The following is a 21,079-nucleotide window of genomic DNA, read 5'->3' as shown; positions in this document are numbered from 1 at the left end:
CGGGCATATTGAAAATCTATTGTTATAATAACTGGATGGACAACAGGAATTTTCGAATGAATGAGGGTTAAAAATGAAACAAGCTTTTTTTACGCGCTGTTTGTTTTTCATAACAGGCATTATCGTACTTTCTTTTGGTATCACATTAACAATTAAAGGCCAACTCTTTGGAGTGGGCTCATGGGATGTACTACATATTGGCTTAACAAAAACAGTAGGCCTATCAATCGGTTCATGGTCCATTATTTTGGGACTTGCTATTTTAGCGTTTGATATGCTGATTACGAAAAAGTTCCCTTTACCTGGAACGTTTATCGATATGTTTTTGGCAGGCATTTTTATTGATATATTCAACTATTGGTTACCTGATATTGATGGTTTTTGGATGCAACTTATTTCTTACCTTACAGGGTTAGTGTTACTAGGCTGGGGCTGTGGAATGTATATGGTAGCAAATTTAGGTATTGGACCGCGTGATACACTCATGCTGATGATGGTTCATAAGCTTGGCTGGAGTGTGACTCGCTCTCGTACAACAATGGAAGTAACAGTTGCAATCATTGGCTTCCTACTTGGCGGTCCTATAGGCATCGGTACGGTATTTATGGCATTTGGACTTGGACCAATCGTACAATTTGCCTTATCCTATAACGAAAAATTATTTATGCGATGGACAGGCGTGAAAAGCGCTGTTGTCTAAACTTTAAAGACAATGCATTTTTGCATTGTCTTTTTTACAGTTGAAATATACAGTTCAACTATATATAATCAAACTATATAGTCCAACTGTATATTTGAGGTGAAGATGTGAAAAAACATAAATTATTACCTTTATCCGAAACCATGCATTATATTCTACTTGCCTTACGTGAACCGCTACATGGCTATGCCATGATGCAAAAAATCGAGGAAATGAGCGCAGGTAGTGTAAGGATTGCTGCTGGCACTATGTATGGAGCCATTGAAAATTTATTAAAATATCATTGGATCGCGCCTGTTGAGACCCAGGATACAAGACGCAAGGTTTATCAAACAACAGAAGAGGGTCTAGAAATATTAGCGGCAGAGCAACAAAGATTGCAGCGCATTTTATCTTTATACGAGGGAGCTGGCGAACATGATAAAGTTTAAAATCTTTTTTGATATCGAAAAGGAAGAGCGTTGGTTAAACGAAATGTTAGCCAAGGGTTGGCTATGCTCTCACATAAACTCAGCAGGTATATATACATTTCAGCCTACTGAAGATCTTGAACAAGTTATTCGGATTGATTGTCAGCAGGATCTTCGCAAAGAAAAGAAAGCTACCTATAAGCAATTACATGAGGATTTTTGCTGGCGTATTGTAAAAGAAAAATCATATGATGGCACATTTTATTGGACAAAAAGTAAAGATGGTAATGATGAATTATTTTCAGATAATGATTCCCACATTGCGAAATATAAACGTTTAATGAAACATGCAAGCAATTGGGCAATACTCTCTCTTATCTTCTTAATGATTTTTTATGGCAACGATAACATCGCTCCCTTTTTCAGTATAAAAAGCGCATATTATACCCCAGGTTTATGGGATAAAGAAGGTTCTGCCTTCCTTTTTGCTTTTTTATTTGAAACACCCTTTGCCATCATGCGCTTTCTTCCACCATGGCTATTTTTAGCAACTTGTAGTATTTACATCACACTCTATTATCGTTATCGTAAATCCATACAGCAATTTTTATAGCAAATAATAAGGAGCCCCTTACGTAGTGTAAGGAGGCTCCTCATAGTGTTGAAAAACAAAACAATCAATAGAATTTTTGTGATAGGTGAAAATGGATTTCTGTTGAAGGCTACTTGCTTTCCTGTGGGCAATAAAGTGAAGGTGTTCATTACTCTTTATGAAGAGGTGTTGTCACGCATCACTTCTCCACCTTGGAAATAAGAACTTATCCCCTCTAAGAATACAGATAATGGGCTATTTGATCGCTATGCTAGTATGAAAAAGTAAAGACATTTTGCAGAATGGTAATGGTTGATTGGAGTGGAGCCAGCGTCACTCCTAGGGGATTTAGCGTCACAGAGGAGACCCTGGAGCGAACGTAAGTGAGTGAAGCGGCTCATCGGACGCCCCCTGGAAAGGACGCTGGCGGAACGGAAATCAACCTCTCACCTTGCTAAAAGGTCTTTTTCTGCTAGTGACATATCTTTTTCAACAACAGGAGGAGCCCCTTACGTAGTGTAAGGAGGCTCCTCTTTCATTTATGCTTCTGGTTCAGCAGTATTTTGTCCTGTTGCTTCCATCACTTCTGGTGTATCGTCCACTGTATCATCTTCCTGTACGTTTTCAGCAGCCGGTGGTGTAATCGTCACCAGTGTGTAGTCATCCTCTTGTAAAATATCAAACGAGAACTGTTGACGAATATCTCCGACGTATAGAGAAGTCCCAATTGCAACATTTGTAACATCTATTTCAATGGTTTCTGGAATGTCAGTTGGCTTCACTTTAATACGCACTTCACGATTAGGCTGGAGCAGGAATCCGCCATCAGCAACTCCAACTGCATCCCCAATTACAGTCACTGGAATATCCACTTCTAGCTCCTCTGACATATTGATGGATTTAAAATCCACATGCTTAACATTCCCTTTTAATGCACAACGTTGTACCTCTGTTAAAACTGCATTAATGCGTTTTCCTTCAACATCTAATTGGAAAACACTTTTCGTACCGTGTGTAGCTAACATTTTTGCAAAGGCTCTCGCATCTAACATAATTGCCGTTGATTCCATTTGAAAGCCGTAAACCACACCTGGAATGCCCCCATTTTGTCGAAGCTGTGTTAAAGAAGATTGTTGTCCCTTTTGACGTTTACTGGCAGTTAAAACCATATTCATCGAATATTTCCCCTTTCATGGAAACTAGTCTCATAAAAGGTTTTGCCTTTTCTATTGTATTTTATACATAGCAAGCACGCGATTATTTTGTCAGTATGGTAGTGATAATTTGCCTCTCGGGATTACCGTTACGCAATACAACACAGAGTGCGATAATCGCTAAAACCGTACAAACCATAAACATGACCATATAGGATGTAAATTGCACAATAAAGCCCATCAAAAACCCACCCAACCCAAAGCCTAAATCATAGGTAGCTAAAAATAAACCTAGCAAAACATTTCTCGATTCTTGTGGTACAACAAACGACATATATGTAGTAATTGTCGGATATAGCATCGCTGAGGCAAGGCCATTGAAAACAGCGGAAATATAGACAAAAGATCCTATTTCAGGTAAAACAGCAAGCAACGTTGTGCCCAATATGGAGCTGAAAAGCACACATGCAATAAATTTCGGATGCCATTGTCCATCTGAAGGAATAGAGCGTCGCAATACAAAGCGACTACCCACCACGACCAATGCCTGTAACGTTAAATAAATAGCTGGATTCCCCACTCCCTCGGTCAGCATAAACAATGGTAAAAAGGTGGTGATGGCGCCAAAAATAGCAGCACCAAGAACCATAACGATTGCTGATATGACTAGCCCCTTGTGTTGTTTTACCCCCTTCATGGCGGCTAACAGCTCTCTTGTTGTCACAACTTCTGTGTCTTCCTTTGCTTTTGGTAAAGGGGAGCCAATAAAAAACAGTAGTGGCAGAAGAGCCAACATAACCACAAAGATTAATAAATCCTGTCTATCCAATTGCGTCCACAAGAGTAGCGCTACTGCAGGTCCATATAAACCAGGTACAACACTGGATAAGGAATACATCGACATGCCTTGCCCCCGATCATGGTCGTGTAAGACAACTGTAATACCTAGCTGCATCGCCATAGAAAAGAAAGCGGTGATGATACCCTGTAGGACTCGTACTAAAAAGACACTATCAATACCAAATATTACATAGATAAGCAGTGCAAGTGCATGGCCTACTAACAGCCATTGCATAATCGTATAAGGACTATGCTTGGCGACCATTTGGCCAGCAAAAGGTCTTAATAGCATACAAACAAGCATATATATGGCCATCATGACTCCAATTTCACCCTCCAAGTACCCCCCATCCGCTGCTTCTAATGGAAAAATAACTGTCAACACGGCATTGGCGGTAAAAAAAATAACCGCAAGCCCATATAATTGCATCATGCGAAGGGATAAAGGCTGAAGTTTCATGAGACTTGCTCCCCTTGCAACGAAGAAATTTCTTGACGATTTATAGGTAATCTAGAGGCTAATAAGCGTTGGCTTATCGGATGGGTCATACATGGAATTTGAGACACATCATGAAGAAATTCCACCACTTCACCCTGGTCTACAACAGCTACTTCATCTGCAAACAAACTAACTGCGTGTAAATCGTGAGTAATAAATAAATAACTGAAGCCTCTCTCCTGTTGCAATTGTTTCAGAAGTTTTAGGATACTGATTTGTACCAATATATCTAAACTATTAATGGATTCATCCAAGATAATGAGCTTAGGGTCTGTTGCTATCGCCCTTGCGATGGTCACTCGCTGTAACTGACCACCACTTAATTGATGAGGGTATTTTTGAGCATCTCTCTCAGATAGTCCCACCTGTACTAAAAGCTCCTTTATTTTTTCTAGCTGCTGTTGTTTCGTCAACTGTAAATGACAATTCATTGGCTCTGCAATGATGTCTCGAATCTTCATTTTCGGATTAACAGCACTATGGCAATCTTGAAAAACGATTTGAATATTTTTTTGTAATTGCTTCTTCTCTTCTTTGCATGTCGTTGCTAGGTTTATATGATCGAATTTTATGATTCCGCTATCTGGCTTTTCCATACCTATTATCAGCTTTCCTAGTGTGGTTTTGCCACTACCGCTCTCCCCGACAATGGCTAAGCAAACCCCTTGCTTCAAGGTGAATGACATATTTTTCACAGCTTCTATTGTTTCATGTTCCCCAAACAATCTCTTTTTTCGATAGGTTTTAGATACTTGTTGGATTTCTAACATCGGCTTTCCTCCTGTCTTACCCAATAGTTCGTGTCTAGTTCATATAGAATTCCGTTTGTATCACCTGACCAGCTATCCACAAGTTTTTCAAGTTGATCATCCTTCCTTTTCGCTGCGACTAATGCTTTGGTATAGGAATGAACAGGGTTTTGTAATAGCCGTTCGGCTGGACCATATTCCATAATTTTCCCCCTTCGCATAACAACAATTTGATCTGCCATTCGGGCGATGACGCCAAGATCATGTGACACAATCAGCATCGTTGTCTGATATTGTTGCTGACAATGAGACAATTCCTCTAAAACCTTGAGCTGTGTCATCGTATCAAGGGCTGTTGTTGGCTCATCTGCAAGCAAAAGCTTTGGACGAAGACTCATAGCCATGGCAATCATGACACGTTGAAGCATGCCACCGCTTAACTCGTGAGGATATTTTTTTAACAGTCTTGAATCGGTCAATTGAAAAAAAGCAAGTTGCTCAGTTGCTATGTGCAATGCTTGTTTTTTACTGAGCGATCGGTGTGCCTGTACTGTTTCAATCATATGCTCTCCTATTGTTATAATAGGATTAAACATAGCCATAGGATTCTGCAATATACATGCCACGTCATTGCCCCGAAGGCCTCGCAACTGCTGTTCATCCATTTCCATTAAGGAACGCCCTTCCAATAAAATGTCTCCCTCATAGTTTCGGGACTCCCGAAACAGTTGCAAGATGGCATAACATAGCATCGTTTTACCGCTACCACTTTCCCCGACAATACCAAGCGTTGTACCAGTTGGAATCTGGAAATCAACATGCTGCACAACTTTTTTAGGTCCCTGTGCTGTTTGAAGCGTAATTGACAAATCCCTTATCTCTAACATATTGTCACCTCTTCTTATACTTTGGCATCCATAGCCGTACGAAGGGCATCCCCAAACCAATTAAAAATAAGAACGGTTAATGAGATCATGATACCTGGTATAAACATAAGCGTTGGTTCACTCATTAAATAGGTTTTACTATCATTAATCATCATGCCCCATTCTGCCATCGGTGCCGTAACACCTAGCCCTAAAAACGACAGCTCCGAAATTAAAAGTATTGTGGAGCCAAGCCCGATTAGTTTTAACAAAAATATTTGTGGAAAGACAAACGGCAATATATGCCTCCTTATAATTTTTCGTTTCGGTACACCTGTCAGCCGTGCATATTGTACATAAGTGCTTTCTTTTAAAGAACGCACCATATTGCGAATAATACGCGCAAAACCTACCCACGACACAAAACAAATTGCCACAAACATATTTTTAACGCCACCACCTAACGCACCTACAATGACAAGGGCAAAAATAAAATCAGGAATGGAGAGAAGAACATCACAAATACGCATTAATACTAGATCAACCAGCCCACCGATGTACCCTGCCAGACACCCTACGATGATGCTAATGATTAAGGTAATGAATAGTACGCCAGAGGCTAGTAGCAGAGAGGTGCGCGTACCAAATAATAAACGAGAGAGCACACAGCGCCCCAGGTGATCTGTACCTAAGGGGTAATGCATAGAAAATCCCTGTAATTTATTGGCTATATCTGTTGTATAAGGATCATGAGGCGCTAACCAAGGAGCAAATAGAGCCATTACCACCAGCATGAGTACGAGCAAGCTACTGATGATGAGTGGCAAATTTTTTTTCACTATAGAGCGCCTCCTTTCAGCCTGACACGTGGATCAACAACCGCACATAGTATATCTGCTATAAAATTGATAGTGATATACAATCCCCCAATGATGACGATAAAAGCTTGTAGTACAGCGTAGTCCCTTGCTAACATGGCCTCCACAATAAAGTGTCCCACGCCAGAAATGGCAAAAACATTCTCAATAATCGCTGCACCCCCTAATAGGCCTCCACAGGTCATGGCAAGGGATGTGATAAGTTGTGGTAAAATGCTTTTGAAAATATGTGAACGCAAAATAACCGTTTCTTTTACACCTCTTGCACGGGCAAATAGAACATGCGGTTTCTTCATTTCTTCTCTCATGCTTGAGCGGATGAGCCTAATGTAATAAGGGATAAATCCTAAAGCCAGTGTTATCGATGGTAAAATGACATGAGCAAAACTTCCCCACCCCATGAGAGGTAGTACGCCCCATTTCAAGGCCACTGTATAAATGAAGAGAAAGGCCAGCCAAAAACTTGGCATAGAGGCAATTGTAAAGATAGCTGTACGTGTAAACCAATCGAGCCATCCACCGTTTTTTCTTGCAGACCAAATGCCAATAGAAAAGCTAATGACAATAATTATGACCAACGCTGTTACCGCTAAAAGTAATGTTGTCTCAAAGCGTTGAAATAGTTCTGTTGCCACGGCCTTTTTCGATACAAAGGATGTTCCAAAATCTAATTGCAATGCATGGCTGAGCCAAGCAATATATTGCATCCACAAAGGTTGATCTAGACCCATTTCTTCACGCATACTTGTCATGGCCTCTTCAGTAGCAGGAATTTGATTGATTGTAAAATAAGCTTCAACAGGATCAACAGGAATAAAGCGAATTAATCCAAAGGCGATGATGGTAATACCAAACAACGCCAGTAACATACTTGCTAGCCGTTTAACAAAAAATGGCACCATTTTGACTACTTCACCTCATATTGATTCAGCGGCACTTCAAATTGCTGCATAGAAAACGATAAATTGGCTAGACGTTGATTGGCCACCAAATAATTTGTCCGATAAGATAATGGCATGAAAATCGCCTCTTCATGAATGGTTTGTAAAATGGCTTCATACAGGCTCTGTCTCTCTGATTCATCAGTTGATCGAATCACTTTCGCAATATTTGCTGCTAATTGTTCTGAATGTGCTGTGCCTTTTAACGCATAATGGCCAATTTGCTTTTCCCCCGTCATCATTCGTAAATACATATGGGGATCATAAGGTGCCCCCCACGTATCATTCATAATGACATTGAACTCACCTGTTTTACTTCGCGTTCGGAAAAGTTGATCTTCTTCTCCAATCAATTTGACATCTACGCCTAATTCACGCCATGCGCCCTGTAAATATTCAAATATAGATTTATGCACTTGGTCATTACTGTTATATGGAATTGTGATGGTCAGTGCTTGACCGTCTTTGGATCGAAACGGAGCCCCTTCTTCAAAGATCCAGCCTGCTTTATCCAATAGTTGCTGGGCTTTTTCTAAATCATAGCTGTAAGACTCAAATGGAATATCACTATACGGAAATCCTGGAGCAAATAAAGACTTGGCCTCTTGTTCAATGCCATTTAATACATGTTCAATAATTGTTTGTCGATCAAAAGCATACTGCAAAGCAAGTCTGACATCTTTATCTTGCGTCACGCCATAGTCTGAATTGAAAGATAGTATTCTAGTAGAGGAAGGTTCAGAAATTAGCGTTTGATATTGGGGATTTTTCTCCAAAACTCGGAGTTCCTCAGGTGCTAATTGACCACTTCCGAAAATTAAATCAATATCTCCTTTTTCAAGTGCCATCATACGTGCTTGTGAATCAGGAATAATTTTGACGATGACTTTTTCTAGCTTAGGCTTCTCTCCCCAATAATGCTCATTACGTGAAAATTCAGCAAAATTGTCTTGCTTGTAATCAGTTAAAATCCAAGGACCTGTTCCAACCGCTTTTTCAATGCCATCTTTGGTTGTCCCACTTGCTGGGAAGCCACTATCCCCTAACATACGTAATGGACGAATCAACGTTAACTCCTGTAAAAATGGATAGTAAGGCTCTTTTAAATGAATCTGTAATTTCAGCTTATCTAAGACTTCTACCCGATCAATGACTGCCACCACTTCTAGCCAACTATGCGGTGCAATATTCTCCACTACAGTTTCGATATTACGTTTAACATTGTCTGCCGTAAGCTGAGAGCCGTCTGAATACAAGACATTGTCTCGTAATGTAAATATGTAGCTCTTACCGTCTTGAGACATTTCCCATGCTGTTGCTAATCCTGGCTCTATTTGCCCATCATTTCCATAGCGTACAAGCGGATCGTATATCATGGCCTGAGCAAACATTTCATTTGGTGCATACAGGTGTGGATTTACTTCTCCAATATCCTTTGGCCAAGAAATGGTTAAAACATGTTCATTTTCACCTTTTGCCTTGTCTTTTTTTGTCTTGTCATCTGAATTTCCGCAGGCCACAAGCATACTTCCACTCACAATCAATAGAACTAGTAAACTCATTATTTTTTTCAATATACTTTCCCCTTCACTTAAATAGTAATGATTACTATTATCATTCAAAATCGAATTTTAAATGATTCATGACTTTTTGTAAAGTAGATATTCAAAAATAAATCTTAAAGACATAAAAAAACACCTCCTCTGTCCACGGAACAAAGGAAGTGCCTTCTGTCTTAATATAGTGCTATTTTTGTATGCAATAGCTCATGTAACTCATGCAATTTTTTAATTTCATAATGTGGTTCAATATCACTCGTATTTTCAACATTGCGGATGTTAAACCAGCATGTATCAATGCCTGACAGCAATCCGCCTTTAATGTCTGATGTCAAAGAATCGCCGATTATAAGCGTTTTAGCTTTATCAAAATGCTCAATCCGCTCAAATACATAATCAAAAAAGGCCGGCATTGGTTTTTGATAGCCCGTTTGCTCGGAGATAAAGATGCCTTTAAAATATTGTGCTAAATCGGCATCCACTAGTCGTTTATTTTGTGTCAACGTTACGCCATTTGATACGACATACAAATGATAGTGATTGGCTAGTTGAGCGATGACTTCATAAGCTCCCTCTACATAATGATGTGCTTCCTGTAAGTATTTTTGGAATAGCGATTCAAAGTAGACGCCATCGACCTCCATCCCAAATTCCTTTAAAGCAACCGCAAATCTTGTATTATGTAGTGTATTTTTTGTCACTTCCCCACGCTCAAAAGCTCGCCACATCGATTCATTAATTTCTTTGTAGCGCGCAATCATCTCGGGCGTAGTGGCTATCTTTTCCTCTCTGAACATGCGGTCAAGTGCTGCATTTTCAGCTAAATCAAAATCTAGTAATGTATCATCTACGTCAAACAATAATATCTCATATTTCGTCATATTCATTCCCACTTTCTTCGATGCATTGTGACTATTTACTCTATATCATGATAACGTTTTTTATGAAAAATAACAGTAAAATGCCCTATGACAGAATATTAGAACATGTATGCGCTTTATACACATGCTTATCCGTCCACACAAAAAAATACTTACAGGTAACATAGTCGTAGCATTACTTTTAGCTGGTCCATTATCATTGGCTGGTACACAAAATACGTTTGCAGCTTCTAATGAGAATGAGTTTTCTAATATAGAGAACTTAAATTTTACCGAATCTGGCCAAACATTCACATTAGTTTATGATGAAGGTGAAACAGATTTTAACATTGAATATAATGGTGATAAAATGTTGTTAACTACTACAACTGGTAACAAAATTCATACATTTGAATATAATGAAGGTGATTCTTTTGCTATAATGGACGGAGAAAAAGTGGAATTATCTTTTGAAGAGTTTGTTGACCCTACTAAAGTCAATGATGATTCCCAACCTATATTTAGTGCTTATAAAGCAGATGATTATACACCTGTCTATATGTCAACTGCAAAAATCAATTTCGATAAAATGGTCACAGATGTATCTGATATTGTGACAGTAATTGGTGGTGTTATTGCAATTGGAGGAATTATCGGAGCTGCAATTACTAAAAAACAAATTGCATCAGTAATAGGAAATTGGGCTGGGGCTGTAGGGTTCGCCACACTTATAGTATCTAAGACATTTTCTGGGAAAATCACATATGATCAGTACAGAACTAAGGGTCTAGTTGATACAGGATATGGAACAAAATACCATGCAATTAGAAACGATAACGTTAGAGTAATTGCTTCCGTTGCAGGTTTTAGTATGAATGAACAATTAAGAGGTACTGGTGATTGGTATTTTAATACAAAGCCATATTAAGGAGGTTTATAGGTTTGCAAAAGTCTAGCATATTTAATAGAATTGCGTTAGTAGTGCTGTCTATTATGGTTATCGGGGTTCTTTATTCTTTCATTTGGCATAAAGAGAGTTTTGATAGACCAATTTGGATACAAGTTGTTATGACTTTTTGCTTTTTAATGTTGAGTATAAATAACTTTAGACTAAGGAAGTACGCTATGGGTTGGGTTTTTGCTGGAGTAGTAGTAGCTTTTGGAATCAGTATATTTTGGGGTACTACTGCTGTTTAATCAATCAACACCATGTCAGTAAACTAAGATCAGCCAACAATTTCTTGTTACATTTTATGACAAAACCTCAAATTCAGATAAAGAGTAAAACGACTGTTTAAAAAGAGTCTTACAAAGACACAAAGCCTGTGAATAACAGGCTGTAGGCCTTTGTCTTTGTGTATTAAGGTACAAGTAAATTGTGTTTTGAAAAACTTTTAAATTTAAACTGAGTAGAAAAATTATATAGTATATCCCTAAGAAACCTCCAATGGTTATTCCAATGGAGGTCTTCATTTCATTATTTAACTGAGCCACTAATAAATGTTTTATCAGGATAATACATATTCTTTACAATTACATTTGGTCCTAAACATTTGACTGCTGGACAGTGGCAATTAATTGATTTAGAAATATTGGAATCTAACCACCGTTCGTAAATTTGAGGTAATGATTCATTTTTTATATTTCCGAAAGCCGAACCGTCATCTGAGAAATCCGTAACCGATATATCCCCTGTGAAAATATTTAAATTCATTCTTGATCGTCCATCAACATCATTTCTGATTGTTATATTATGTTCACTATTGATTCGCTTGATTAACGCTAAATCTCGCTCATCTTGACTACAAGGGTAAAATGGCAATGTACCAAACAATACCCATATGTCTTTATTTCTATAATCAAGAATTTCATTCACAACTTTTCTGTATTCCTCCAAACTAATAACTTCTAAATTTTCAGCGAAGTCACTAGCATACATAGGATGAATTTCGTGTCGCTTACATAACATTTCGTTAGCCACTTCATTATGAATTTTCTCCATATAGGGGACAGTATTACGATTTAACATTGTTTCTGCTGATACAAACATCCCTCCTTTGGAAAGTTCCCTTGCATTGTCGAAAATATTACGATATAAATTGCCTCTATATTCAATTGAAGGTTGCTTATCCATCATAGCGAAGCCTGTTTCAACAAATTCTTTTTCATCACACCAGTTATGCGATATGTGCATAACATCTAGATAAGGAGCAATTAATTCGTAATGAGACATAGGCAAAGTTAAATTCGAATTAATTTGCGTCTTAATTCCCCTACCCTTAGCGTATTTCAAAAGTGGTAACAAATTTTCCTTTATTCCCTTTTTAGTCATTAAAGGTTCTCCACCTGTAAAACTCATTGTACGTAAAGTTTCCACCTCATCTAACTTGTGGATAATTTCTTCTGTAGGTAATGCTGGTAATTCTTTGGTTAATAATGTGTAGCCAACTGCACAATGCGAACATCTCATATTACATAAATGTGTTGTAGTAAATTCAATATTTGATAAAGTTAATTTCCCATACCTATCAATGTCATGGTAACTTTCCCATTCATCATGAGTTTTCTGTACTGTAAACATATAAAAAACTTCCTTTCCATGCTTATAATTTTCGCACAGATAAAATAATTTTTAAAGTGCATTTATTTATAAATTATCTCGGAATCGAACTTAATCTTTATTATAACTTTTTTATTATTTTGTTTACATCTGCTCTATTTCTGACAACTCTATCTTCGTATCCTCTTTTATCTTCTATACAATTAATTTTTCTTGCGCCACTTTGTAATTACAAGGAGTTAAATTACCGACTTTGGTGACACACCAGCCCTCGGCAATATTGTACATGACGAACTACCATTGATTTTTGATAAATGGATGGCAACCGACTTGGCAAAATCGCTTAACTGCCATTGTCCAGCAGTCAAATGCTTAGGGCCAAATGTACTTGTAAAAAATATGTATTATCCTGAGGCCGCGTTTGTGAGTGGCTCTGCTCATGTATAAGTTCATCGATAAAGAAAGAAACTCCATGTTGAACAAAGACTGATCAACATGGAGTTTCTTTTACATATGGCGTTATAAATTGTAGGTTGTCCTTATGCCTGCTCTTTAATGCATCGTATATAATTGTTCGATCCTAAGAGAGGAATCCGCCTCTTGATTTTTTTTGTCTTCGGAAATGATTTTCCCTTCATAAATCAATCCACCTGTACGTAAATCAACGATAGACAACCACTGTCCATCAGAAACACGATATACTAAATAAAATTTCCCCTCTGCTATACGTAAATATGGTGCATCATTCTCATTCGCAATGCTTGAATATTGAAGGGTTAAGGGTTCTTCCCACTGCTCCTTTTCAATATGATAACGATTCAATGTTAGTCCATTGGCTGAATAAACAGGAATGTATATCGTTTCTTTATGAATCAGCATTGTCTTCCGATAGGGTTTTAATTCTTCTGGCATAGTCCATTCCTCTGCTTCATTCTTGGCATTATTATAGAGATATATTTGACTAGAGATAACTTCTAGCTCAGTATCCTCTTTTCGATCACTGTATTTTTCTACCATATATAAATAATAATTTTCGTTTTGAGTAGTAGTATTGTATTCATTAAAAATACGGATACTGGAAGTGCCTCTTTCTTCTGACACTAATTCTGCAAGGATGGCATCCTTTACTAATTCCTTCTTGTTCTCATCAATCGAATAGACATGCAACTCTTCCCTACCTTTTATAAGATAATTGGCTGATAAATAGTTGGTTGTTAATATATTTATTTTTCCATTTCCCACGTAAACGTCATTCACATTAATCCAATCATAGCTTGCTTTGACTGGTATATCGATTTTAAAGGAAGAACTGTCATTTGTATTTTTATCAAGTGTATCAATTTGAAGCGTTACGACATTGCTAGCTTCTTTTCGACCATCATCTAAAAACGTTGTGTAAATCAAACGTGATTTGTCTTCAAAATATTTTCTTGGATCAAATTCTTTCCCACGCATAAAATTACGGTGTTCCTCAATATATTTTCGAAGAATCATAGGTTCATTCGGTGCCATCAAATCTCTAAAAAAAGACTGATTATTGGGATTCGTGGAACCATCCTTTGATATGTACAACATATGATAAAGATCATTACTCTGATAACTTGTTTGAAGAATAAGATTTTCGATTTCTTCCTTATTTCCGCTGATCGTTTCAATTTTATAGGTTCTATCATTTTTAGAAGCCATTGCTGTTTTTTGGATATAGTAAGAACTGATAAATACCACGATGAAGAAACAAATACTGATTGTTTTCCAATATTTTTTCATTGTTATACCTCCTCTAGACCCTGATTTTATATTTTAATAAATGATTCGCAATCCAAATGGCACTGCCTAAAACGATTATGCTCGTTACCAGAACCATTAAGAAAATTTCAAGTGGGTAAAAGTAATTTGTATAAACATTAACTAATAGGATTGGAGCAAAAAATACCCCAAGTGACAGTAAGCCATAAAAAATAGCGTAAAAAATCCCTTTTAAACCATAACTTCGCTCAATTAAAATCGCGGTAAATATTACTGCCACGAAAAGTAACCCAAGTGCATATACCAGGATAAACTCTGTAAAGCTAGTCGGATACAGCCACCTCCACATATTTAAAGTAGAACTAGCATAAATTGAGAAATTTGATTGGAGGTCTATTGGTATAATCTTATTCACTATTTGTTTTTCCATCAAAATTAGCAAGATTTGCAAAGCAATCAAGCCAAGAACTAAAAGCATAATCGTCGTTAATTTCGCAAAATAAATGGCGATTCTTTCAGTTGGTAACATGAATAATCTGTAAATAAATGTATTTTTACCAAACCAATCTCGATACCAAATAAAGAAAACATAAATCATCAACATGGCGATACAAAAAAAGATTGGCAGCAGAAACCATTCTGAATCAGTGAATCGATCGAAAGAAAAAGTCCCGTATTGCTCCACATACTGGTTCATGGATAACTGGTTTTCTGCCATCAACTGTTTAGCATTTTTCATATAGGTTTGTGAGATAATTCCCGCTCCAATAAGCTGGCTGAGCATGGTCAAGCCTATTAAAATCAAATACAATTTAAAAAATCGATTTACTTCAAAATTAACAAGTTTTAAATAGTTTTTCATGCTCGATATACCTCCCTCATCACATCAACCACTGATTTCCCTTCATTTTCACGTACTTCCTCCACGCTAAATTCCCTCAATACTGCACCGTCATCCATAAGGACTGCTTTATCAATCAAATGCTCAATATCACTAATTTCATGCGTTGTTATAATGACACCACGTTCTTCAATTAAATGGCTTGTAAACACCTCTGCAATCTGCTCACGAGAGAAAATATCAATGCCAGAGAATGGTTCATCCATCAGTAAATAATCGACATCAAGTGACAATCCCAGTAGCATATTCACTTTTGCTGTATTTCCTTTCGATAAGTTAGCAATACGTTCATTCGGATCAAGTTTAAAAAATTGTAGTAATTCTTCTGCCCTCTGAGGATTCCAGCTTTTATAAAAATCAGCCATGAACGCAAAAGCTTCATTGATTTTCATTTGTGGCAACATCGTTATTGTGTCTGGGATGAAGGTTATTTTTTCAAAACTTTCTTTTGTGATTTTTTCTCCATCCATTAAAATTTCACCACTATTAATTGGTGTGAGCGCCATAATAGCTTTCATAATGGTCGTCTTACCTACACCATTTATTCCTATTAAACAAGTAATCTCTCCTTTTTCTGCAGTAAAAGAAATGTCTTTTAAAACCTGTTTCCTGCCGTATTTTTTGTTAACATTTTTTACTTCTATCATTTCGACTCCTCCGCTTCTCCGCTTTCGGCATCATGTTTTTTCTTTACAAGTTCCAATACTTCGGCTAAAGGCACATCGATAGATTTAATAGAGCCTAAAAATAAGTCAACCGCTTCGATAATTAATTCCTCACGGACATTTTTAAGGACTGCTTCATCTTTCGTAATGCAGCTAGGCATATTCCCCTCTGTAAAAATCAATCCTTGTTCCTCCATTTCCTTATAAGCTCGTTGCGCAGTATTTGGGTTAATCTTTAACTGATTGGCTAATTCCCTTCTGGATGGAATCTCCTGACCTGGCTCATAAAATCCCTTGGCAATTTGTTCTTTCAAATGCCGAATCACTTGGACATACACCGGGTCCCGATTGTTAAAATTTATAGTCAAATAACTCAACTCCTCAAAAATTAATTCCGCGTATTAAACACTTAATACACAGTATGTAGAATGATGGGTTGCACCTATCAACATGAACATATTTTTTCTCTCGTTAACACCTCAGCGTATTAAGCGCTTAATACACCGACAATAAAAAAATGTATTAAACAGTTAATACACTTCTTGAAATGTATTATATGCTTAATACACATTTTAAGTCAACCACATTTATGGAAATATCTATCAATAATTAAAATCACAGCCAGTTGTACAAGTAGCATGTACATCATGGATGCAAATATACTTTTCTTCAAACAGACGAGTGTTTTTATCTTCATTGTTAACTGGTAATGACTGTATGTTTTCTTGTAATTATTTTTTAGCACAAAAAATATTTTATGTTCACAAGAGGTATAAGAAATAGAAGTTGAGCTATACTATTAAAGATTTCACTTCAAATCCAATGACTAGGAGGGTTAACCCGATGAGTGCGATTGATCGATAACTCAGAAGGACCATCAAAACTGAATAAGCTAAAGTACAGATTTCTTAGGAATATCTTAAGATCCTATGCGGAAGCGAGGCAGTGTGTCATGGAGCAGAAAATGTAAGTGGTAATCAGACCCGGAAATTTATTTCCGGGTTTTTCTAATTGTAAAGCCGTTATTCTAATTCAGCTAAATACATAAAAGCCATATTCAGATGAATATGGCTTTTCCTCTTATCTAATTAATTCCTTTGCAAGGAATCTATAGGTATTTAAACGACTTTCTAATTCATATTGATTGCAATTTAGCATCACTTCATCAAAGCCATAGCGTTCTTGCTCAGCGCTTAAAAAAGTAGCAATGTCTTGGGGTGTCCCGACAAGATTCGCCTTGCGATTATTGTCAATCGTCAATTTATCCATTTCAGTTAATGGATAATCTTTCGCTTCTTCGGGTGACATTGTTTGAATGATTTGCCCTTTCATTAATTGAAGACGAGAAATATCAATCGGTTTAGCTAAATATTCCGCTTCTTCTAGGGTTGGGGCAACTGTTGCTGCATATGTCACAATGATTTGTGGTTTATCCATATAATAAGAAGGCGTAAAATAGGCTTTATAGGCATCAAAGATATCCTTTGACATATTGCCCGTGAAAAATTGTGCATACGAATAGCCTACTCCCAGCTGGCCAGCCTGCATTGCGCTCTGACCACTAGAACCTAGTAACCAAGCCTCTGGTAATGAAATATGAGCAGGAGCTGCAACGACTTGATCATAGACATGTTCACCTGTTTTTTGATTATTCATTAGTTTTAATATGATTTCTAGCTTATCATACTGTTCTGTGAAGCGTTGTCGTCTTCCCTCTGCCAAGGCATAGATAGCGGCATGATCACCACCAGGAGCTCTCCCCACACCAAAATCAATACGATTGGGTGCCAGCCCCGATAATGTTTTAAAGACCTCTGCTAGCTTATAGGGTGAATAATGCATCATCATGACACCACCCGTACCAATGCGAAGCCGCTGTGTTTTAGCAGCTAAAAAAGCAGCAGTTACTTCAGGAGCTGAACTCGCCAATGACTGGCTATTATGGTGTTCAGCAAGCCACATACGGTGATAGCCAAGCTCTTCACCTAGCAATGCCAGCTGTTCTGTACGTTGGAAGGCCTCTTCTGCAGAATGACCTTTTGGAATCGGCATTTGATCTAAAATACTTAATCTCATGTAAAACATCCTCTCTGTCTCTAGCTCCCCCTTTTACTGTAATACAGTTTGGATGATTTACAAAATAAAAAACCTTACTCATAAGCTAGTTGTTTCTTTTCCCAAGTGTGATAGACCATGCCAACAAGCTTTTGTTGTTGTTGCTGGTTTAATACGACTTCTTTAAATTTCATTGCCTCTAGGGAAAATTGCTGCGTTTGTTCGTTCACGACAAATTGGAGAATAGCATGTCCTTTTTCGTCTTGAAACGTAATATCACCTGACAATTCTACAACTTGCTCCCCAGTTTTTGCTTCATAATAGCGCCAGTAAGGTTCATAAAAAGCGTAATTAAACGCATTTCGAACTGTGACATCTGAAAAATTCTCCAAATAGCCTTCCTTTACGGTATCAATATACTCATGATCTGTTATATCTTTTTTTGCATTAAAGACATACCCTACAAGTACTCCCATAAACACAACACAGAGAAATACACGTATATGATTTCCTAAACTCATGTCATCACGTCCCCTTTACGTAAAAACACCATTATCTACATAATACATCAAAATAATGACTCCAAGTAGAATTTTTTTGAGTTATGTAGAAATTGTCGTCATTTTCTATCAGATCACTTCACTTATTTCTATTAAAAAATAGCAGCTAGAGTATTTACAGCCTATCCTCAGTTCGCTACTATCAGATTATTATGATAGAAAAGAGATGACCTTTTGTGCCTTTTGATTTAGATGTAAATATTTTATTAATTTTAATCCTCTTCGGTTTTTTAGCAGCCTTTATTGATTCAGTGGTTGGAGGAGGTGGGCTTATCTCATTACCAGCTCTTATGTTCGTTGGTCTTCCTCCCTCTGCTGCAGTAGCAACCAATAAATTGGCAGGTACAATGGGTTCCCTTACTAGCACAGTGACATTTTATCGCTCTGGTAAACTAGATATAAAAGCCGTCTATAAGCTATTCCCCTTCGTCTTTTTTGGCTCTATGCTGGGTGCTTGGATTGTCCACTTAATGGACCCAAGTGTACTGAAGCCATTAATGCTGATTATGCTTGCAGTCGTTGCCATTTATACCATCTTTAAAAAAGACTGGGGCAGTATGACCACCTTTAAACAATTAACCCCTAAGCGTTCTATTATTTTTGTTTTCGTGATTACACTTATTGGCTTTTATGATGGCTTTTTAGGTCCTGGGACAGGCTCGTTTCTACTCTTTGCTTTTCTCATAGTTGGCTATGATTTTTTACAATCAGCAGGAAACGCCAAATTTTTAAATTTCGGCAGTAATGTAGCTGCCCTCCTTATGTTTATATACTTAGGACAAATAAATTATGCCTATGGACTACCAATGGGTCTTGCGCAAATTGCAGGAGCTATTGTTGGTTCAAAATTTGCCATTAAACGCGGCAGTGGCTATGTACGTAAATTATTTATCGTTGTGACCATTCTATTACTCTTGAAAAATACATATGACTATTTTTCATGATCAGCCGTTATACTAACGTATGCCAATACTATAGAAGGATCAAACTTATCTCAATTGGGGTAAGTTTTTTTCATGGTATCAACTTTTTCCCTCTCCTCGTACGTCTAGTAAATGTATACAATTTGACAATGTTAAAAAAGGAGCTTCTTTGGACATGAAAACAAGAAATGCATTTCAACATGAAGAGGTGTTTGTCCAATTCATTCGAGAACAAAAAGAGCGTTTTTATTTGCTCGCGTATAGCTATACAAAAAATGAACAGGACGCACTAGATGTTGTACAAGACAGTATCCAAAAAGCCATGCTTTCATTAGATCGACTTGAGAATGTGACCTATATGAAAAGCTGGTTTTATAAAATAGTTGTCCGTACAGCCATAGATTTTTTACGTAAGCATAAACGCTTACAAGTGACAGATGATGATACATTACAATATTTAACACCTGCTCAAGAGGATGTTTATGAGAATGTTGACTTGGAGCATGCGTTGGATGAACTCCCGCAAATGTATCGAGAGGTTGTCATTCTCCATTATTTCGAGGATTTAAAACTCGCTGACGTGGCGAACATCCTCGACATTAAATTGAGTACAGCCAAATCGCGTCTTTATAAAGCATTAAAACTATTGAAAATCCAATTGGAAGATGTGAAGGGAGAAACTGCACATGGATAAAAAATTACAGGAGTTAGAAAAACAATATATGAAAGTCCCGATTCCAAAAGAGCTAGACTTCGTGGTTGAAAAAGCACTTAAGCAAGGTCGAAAAAAGAAAAAAAATCGTACACCTCAATGGGTCCTTGGATCTGCCGCTGCAGCCATGCTATTTACAGCTGGTTTAAATGTAAGTCCTGCAATGGCACGCACACTCTCAGAAATTCCCGTGGTTGGTAGTGTGATAAAAGTATTGACTTGGACAGAATATGAAGTGGCTGAAGATAATTATGATGCCAACATTAAAGTACCTTCTATTGAAAACTTAGAAAATCAAGATCTGGCGAATACATTAAATGAAAAATATCGTGCAGAAGGTAAGACACTTTACGATGAATTTATGGCAGAAGTGGGCGATTTAAAATTAAATGGCGGTGGTCATTTAGGTATTGATAGTGGCTACGAAATCAAAACTGATAACGAACAAATTTTGTCGATTGGCCGCTATGTAGTGAATACCGTTGCTTCTTCTTCAACGGTGATGGAATACGATACGATCGATAAAGAAAACGAAATTTTAATTACTTTACCTATGCTCTTTAAAGATCAACACTATATTGAAACAATTAGTGAAAATATTAAAGAACAAATGCGTACACAAATAGCTGAATCGAATCAAGATAAAGTTTATTGGGTAAAGGGTGCTGGCCTTGCCGATGAAGAGTTAATGGAGGAATTTACAACTATTAAACCTGATCAGCAATTCTACATTTCTGATAAAGGCAAGCTTGTGATTTCCTTTGATAAATATGAAGTGGCACCTGGCTATATGGGCGTTGTAGAGTTTGAAATCCCAACAGATGTCTTAAAAGAAGATCTTGTAAGCACAAAATATATTCATTAATTTAGCTTACTTTTCCTATGACGAGGTATTGGATGATGGTGTCA

Annotated in this window: 24 protein-coding genes and 1 pseudogene; 10 read left to right on the top strand and 15 right to left on the bottom strand. The window is 37.3% G+C overall.

Annotated features, from left to right (window positions below; all coding sequences use genetic code 11):
- Nucleotides 1-73: 73 nt before the first annotated feature.
- The 4 genes from B3D98_RS17475 to B3D98_RS17460 all read left to right on the top strand — a co-directional run bounded on the left by B3D98_RS17475 (nucleotide 74) and on the right by B3D98_RS17460 (nucleotide 1,924).
- Nucleotides 74-700: a YczE/YyaS/YitT family protein gene (locus tag B3D98_RS17475; RefSeq protein ID WP_004230690.1), complete on the top strand. Its 627-nt coding sequence runs from the start codon at nucleotides 74-76 to the stop codon at nucleotides 698-700.
- A gap of 143 nt (nucleotides 701-843) precedes the next feature.
- Nucleotides 844-1,131, top strand: coding sequence for a PadR family transcriptional regulator (locus tag B3D98_RS17470; protein WP_054550495.1), 288 nt, complete (start codon nucleotides 844-846; stop codon nucleotides 1,129-1,131).
- The gene (locus B3D98_RS17465; protein WP_288584731.1) at nucleotides 1,118-1,723 is read left to right on the top strand and encodes a DUF2812 domain-containing protein; all 606 of its coding nucleotides are present in this window, start codon (nucleotides 1,118-1,120) and stop codon (nucleotides 1,721-1,723) included. Before B3D98_RS17470 ends, B3D98_RS17465 begins: the two co-directional genes overlap by 14 nt.
- A gap of 45 nt (nucleotides 1,724-1,768) precedes the next feature.
- Entirely contained in the window at nucleotides 1,769-1,924 is a 156-nt protein-coding gene (locus B3D98_RS17460; RefSeq protein ID WP_158651954.1) for a hypothetical protein, read from the top strand.
- Between the two features lie 317 nt (nucleotides 1,925-2,241).
- Here the strand turns inward: B3D98_RS17460 and B3D98_RS17455 are convergent, their stop codons facing one another.
- The 8 genes from B3D98_RS17455 to B3D98_RS17420 all read right to left on the bottom strand — a co-directional run bounded on the left by B3D98_RS17455 (nucleotide 2,242) and on the right by B3D98_RS17420 (nucleotide 10,069).
- Complete coding sequence (locus B3D98_RS17455; RefSeq protein WP_103118349.1) at nucleotides 2,242-2,877, bottom strand: 50S ribosomal protein L25/general stress protein Ctc; 636 nt, start codon at nucleotides 2,875-2,877, stop codon at nucleotides 2,242-2,244.
- A gap of 82 nt (nucleotides 2,878-2,959) precedes the next feature.
- Nucleotides 2,960-4,156: a staphylopine family metallophore export MFS transporter CntE gene (cntE, locus tag B3D98_RS17450; protein WP_288584726.1), complete on the bottom strand. Its 1,197-nt coding sequence runs from the start codon at nucleotides 4,154-4,156 to the stop codon at nucleotides 2,960-2,962.
- Nucleotides 4,153-4,965 carry an ABC transporter ATP-binding protein gene (locus B3D98_RS17445; RefSeq protein WP_259950785.1) on the bottom strand — a complete coding sequence of 271 codons (813 nt, stop codon included), beginning with the start codon at nucleotides 4,963-4,965 and terminating at the stop codon, nucleotides 4,153-4,155. Before B3D98_RS17445 ends, cntE begins: the two co-directional genes overlap by 4 nt.
- Nucleotides 4,959-5,831 (bottom strand): ABC transporter ATP-binding protein, encoded by an 873-nt coding sequence (locus B3D98_RS17440; protein ID WP_288584721.1) that lies wholly within the window; start codon nucleotides 5,829-5,831, stop codon nucleotides 4,959-4,961. The genes B3D98_RS17445 and B3D98_RS17440 overlap by 7 nt, the downstream gene beginning before the upstream one ends.
- Nucleotides 5,832-5,845: 14 nt before the next feature.
- Complete coding sequence (locus tag B3D98_RS17435; protein ID WP_103118352.1) at nucleotides 5,846-6,649, bottom strand: ABC transporter permease; 804 nt, start codon at nucleotides 6,647-6,649, stop codon at nucleotides 5,846-5,848.
- Entirely contained in the window at nucleotides 6,649-7,590 is a 942-nt protein-coding gene (locus B3D98_RS17430) for an ABC transporter permease (protein ID WP_216486044.1), read from the bottom strand. Before B3D98_RS17430 ends, B3D98_RS17435 begins: the two co-directional genes overlap by 1 nt.
- Nucleotides 7,591-7,595: 5 nt before the next feature.
- Complete coding sequence (gene nikA, locus B3D98_RS17425; RefSeq protein WP_288584713.1) at nucleotides 7,596-9,203, bottom strand: nickel ABC transporter substrate-binding protein; 1,608 nt, start codon at nucleotides 9,201-9,203, stop codon at nucleotides 7,596-7,598.
- A 161-nt stretch (nucleotides 9,204-9,364) separates the two neighbouring features.
- Entirely contained in the window at nucleotides 9,365-10,069 is a 705-nt protein-coding gene (locus B3D98_RS17420) for a YjjG family noncanonical pyrimidine nucleotidase (RefSeq protein ID WP_004230713.1), read from the bottom strand.
- A gap of 124 nt (nucleotides 10,070-10,193) precedes the next feature.
- On the opposite strand from B3D98_RS17420, the gene B3D98_RS17415 reads away from it, so the two are divergent.
- Nucleotides 10,194-10,976 (top strand): hypothetical protein, encoded by a 783-nt coding sequence (locus tag B3D98_RS17415; RefSeq protein ID WP_288584708.1) that lies wholly within the window; start codon nucleotides 10,194-10,196, stop codon nucleotides 10,974-10,976.
- 14 nt (nucleotides 10,977-10,990) lie between these two features.
- Nucleotides 10,991-11,245: a hypothetical protein gene (locus B3D98_RS17410; protein ID WP_288584705.1), complete on the top strand. Its 255-nt coding sequence runs from the start codon at nucleotides 10,991-10,993 to the stop codon at nucleotides 11,243-11,245.
- A gap of 280 nt (nucleotides 11,246-11,525) precedes the next feature.
- Here B3D98_RS17410 and yfkAB read toward each other — a convergent pair whose 3' ends face one another.
- Nucleotides 11,526-12,629 (bottom strand): radical SAM/CxCxxxxC motif protein YfkAB, encoded by a 1,104-nt coding sequence (gene yfkAB / locus B3D98_RS17405; RefSeq protein ID WP_066037786.1) that lies wholly within the window; start codon nucleotides 12,627-12,629, stop codon nucleotides 11,526-11,528.
- Nucleotides 12,630-12,851: 222 nt separating this feature from the next.
- Between yfkAB and B3D98_RS17400 the strand changes: the two are divergent.
- Nucleotides 12,852-13,055: pseudogene (locus tag B3D98_RS17400) on the top strand (radical SAM/CxCxxxxC motif protein YfkAB); the annotation flags it as partial.
- Nucleotides 13,056-13,160: 105 nt separating this feature from the next.
- On the opposite strand, the gene B3D98_RS17395 reads toward B3D98_RS17400, so the two are convergent.
- The 6 genes from B3D98_RS17395 to B3D98_RS17370 all read right to left on the bottom strand — a co-directional run bounded on the left by B3D98_RS17395 (nucleotide 13,161) and on the right by B3D98_RS17370 (nucleotide 18,496).
- The gene (locus tag B3D98_RS17395; RefSeq protein WP_288584702.1) at nucleotides 13,161-14,375 is read right to left on the bottom strand and encodes a hypothetical protein; all 1,215 of its coding nucleotides are present in this window, start codon (nucleotides 14,373-14,375) and stop codon (nucleotides 13,161-13,163) included.
- Between the two features lie 13 nt (nucleotides 14,376-14,388).
- On the bottom strand, nucleotides 14,389-15,216 hold the full coding sequence (locus B3D98_RS17390) for a hypothetical protein (RefSeq protein WP_288584699.1): 828 nt from the start codon (nucleotides 15,214-15,216) through the stop codon (nucleotides 14,389-14,391).
- Nucleotides 15,213-15,902 (bottom strand): ABC transporter ATP-binding protein, encoded by a 690-nt coding sequence (locus B3D98_RS17385; RefSeq protein WP_048392404.1) that lies wholly within the window; start codon nucleotides 15,900-15,902, stop codon nucleotides 15,213-15,215. The genes B3D98_RS17390 and B3D98_RS17385 overlap by 4 nt, the downstream gene beginning before the upstream one ends.
- A complete protein-coding gene (locus B3D98_RS17380; RefSeq protein WP_004230719.1) occupies nucleotides 15,899-16,288 on the bottom strand; it encodes a GntR family transcriptional regulator in 390 nt (129 codons plus the stop codon). The genes B3D98_RS17385 and B3D98_RS17380 overlap by 4 nt, the downstream gene beginning before the upstream one ends.
- 712 nt (nucleotides 16,289-17,000) lie before the next feature.
- Nucleotides 17,001-17,996, bottom strand: coding sequence for an LLM class flavin-dependent oxidoreductase (locus tag B3D98_RS17375; protein ID WP_281216268.1), 996 nt, complete (start codon nucleotides 17,994-17,996; stop codon nucleotides 17,001-17,003).
- Nucleotides 17,997-18,070: 74 nt separating this feature from the next.
- Nucleotides 18,071-18,496 (bottom strand): hypothetical protein, encoded by a 426-nt coding sequence (locus B3D98_RS17370; RefSeq protein WP_048392403.1) that lies wholly within the window; start codon nucleotides 18,494-18,496, stop codon nucleotides 18,071-18,073.
- 215 nt (nucleotides 18,497-18,711) lie between these two features.
- Here B3D98_RS17370 and B3D98_RS17365 point away from each other — a divergent pair, with 215 nt between their 5' ends.
- The 3 genes from B3D98_RS17365 to B3D98_RS17355 all read left to right on the top strand — a co-directional run bounded on the left by B3D98_RS17365 (nucleotide 18,712) and on the right by B3D98_RS17355 (nucleotide 21,035).
- Nucleotides 18,712-19,479, top strand: a complete 768-nt coding sequence (locus tag B3D98_RS17365; RefSeq protein WP_066037790.1) for a sulfite exporter TauE/SafE family protein — start codon at nucleotides 18,712-18,714, stop codon at nucleotides 19,477-19,479.
- 154 nt (nucleotides 19,480-19,633) lie between these two features.
- Nucleotides 19,634-20,152, top strand: a complete 519-nt coding sequence (locus tag B3D98_RS17360; RefSeq protein WP_155594023.1) for an RNA polymerase sigma factor — start codon at nucleotides 19,634-19,636, stop codon at nucleotides 20,150-20,152.
- Nucleotides 20,145-21,035: an RsiV family protein gene (locus B3D98_RS17355; protein ID WP_054550465.1), complete on the top strand. Its 891-nt coding sequence runs from the start codon at nucleotides 20,145-20,147 to the stop codon at nucleotides 21,033-21,035. Before B3D98_RS17360 ends, B3D98_RS17355 begins: the two co-directional genes overlap by 8 nt.
- The last annotated feature ends 44 nt before the right edge of the window (nucleotides 21,036-21,079 follow it).

The organism is Lysinibacillus sp. UBA5994 (genome assembly GCF_002429725.1).
Classification (GTDB): Bacteria; Bacillota; Bacilli; order Bacillales_A; family Planococcaceae; genus Lysinibacillus; species Lysinibacillus capsici.
Note: the sequence above shows the minus strand (reverse complement) of the source record. Positions and strands in the feature narration are given on the sequence as shown.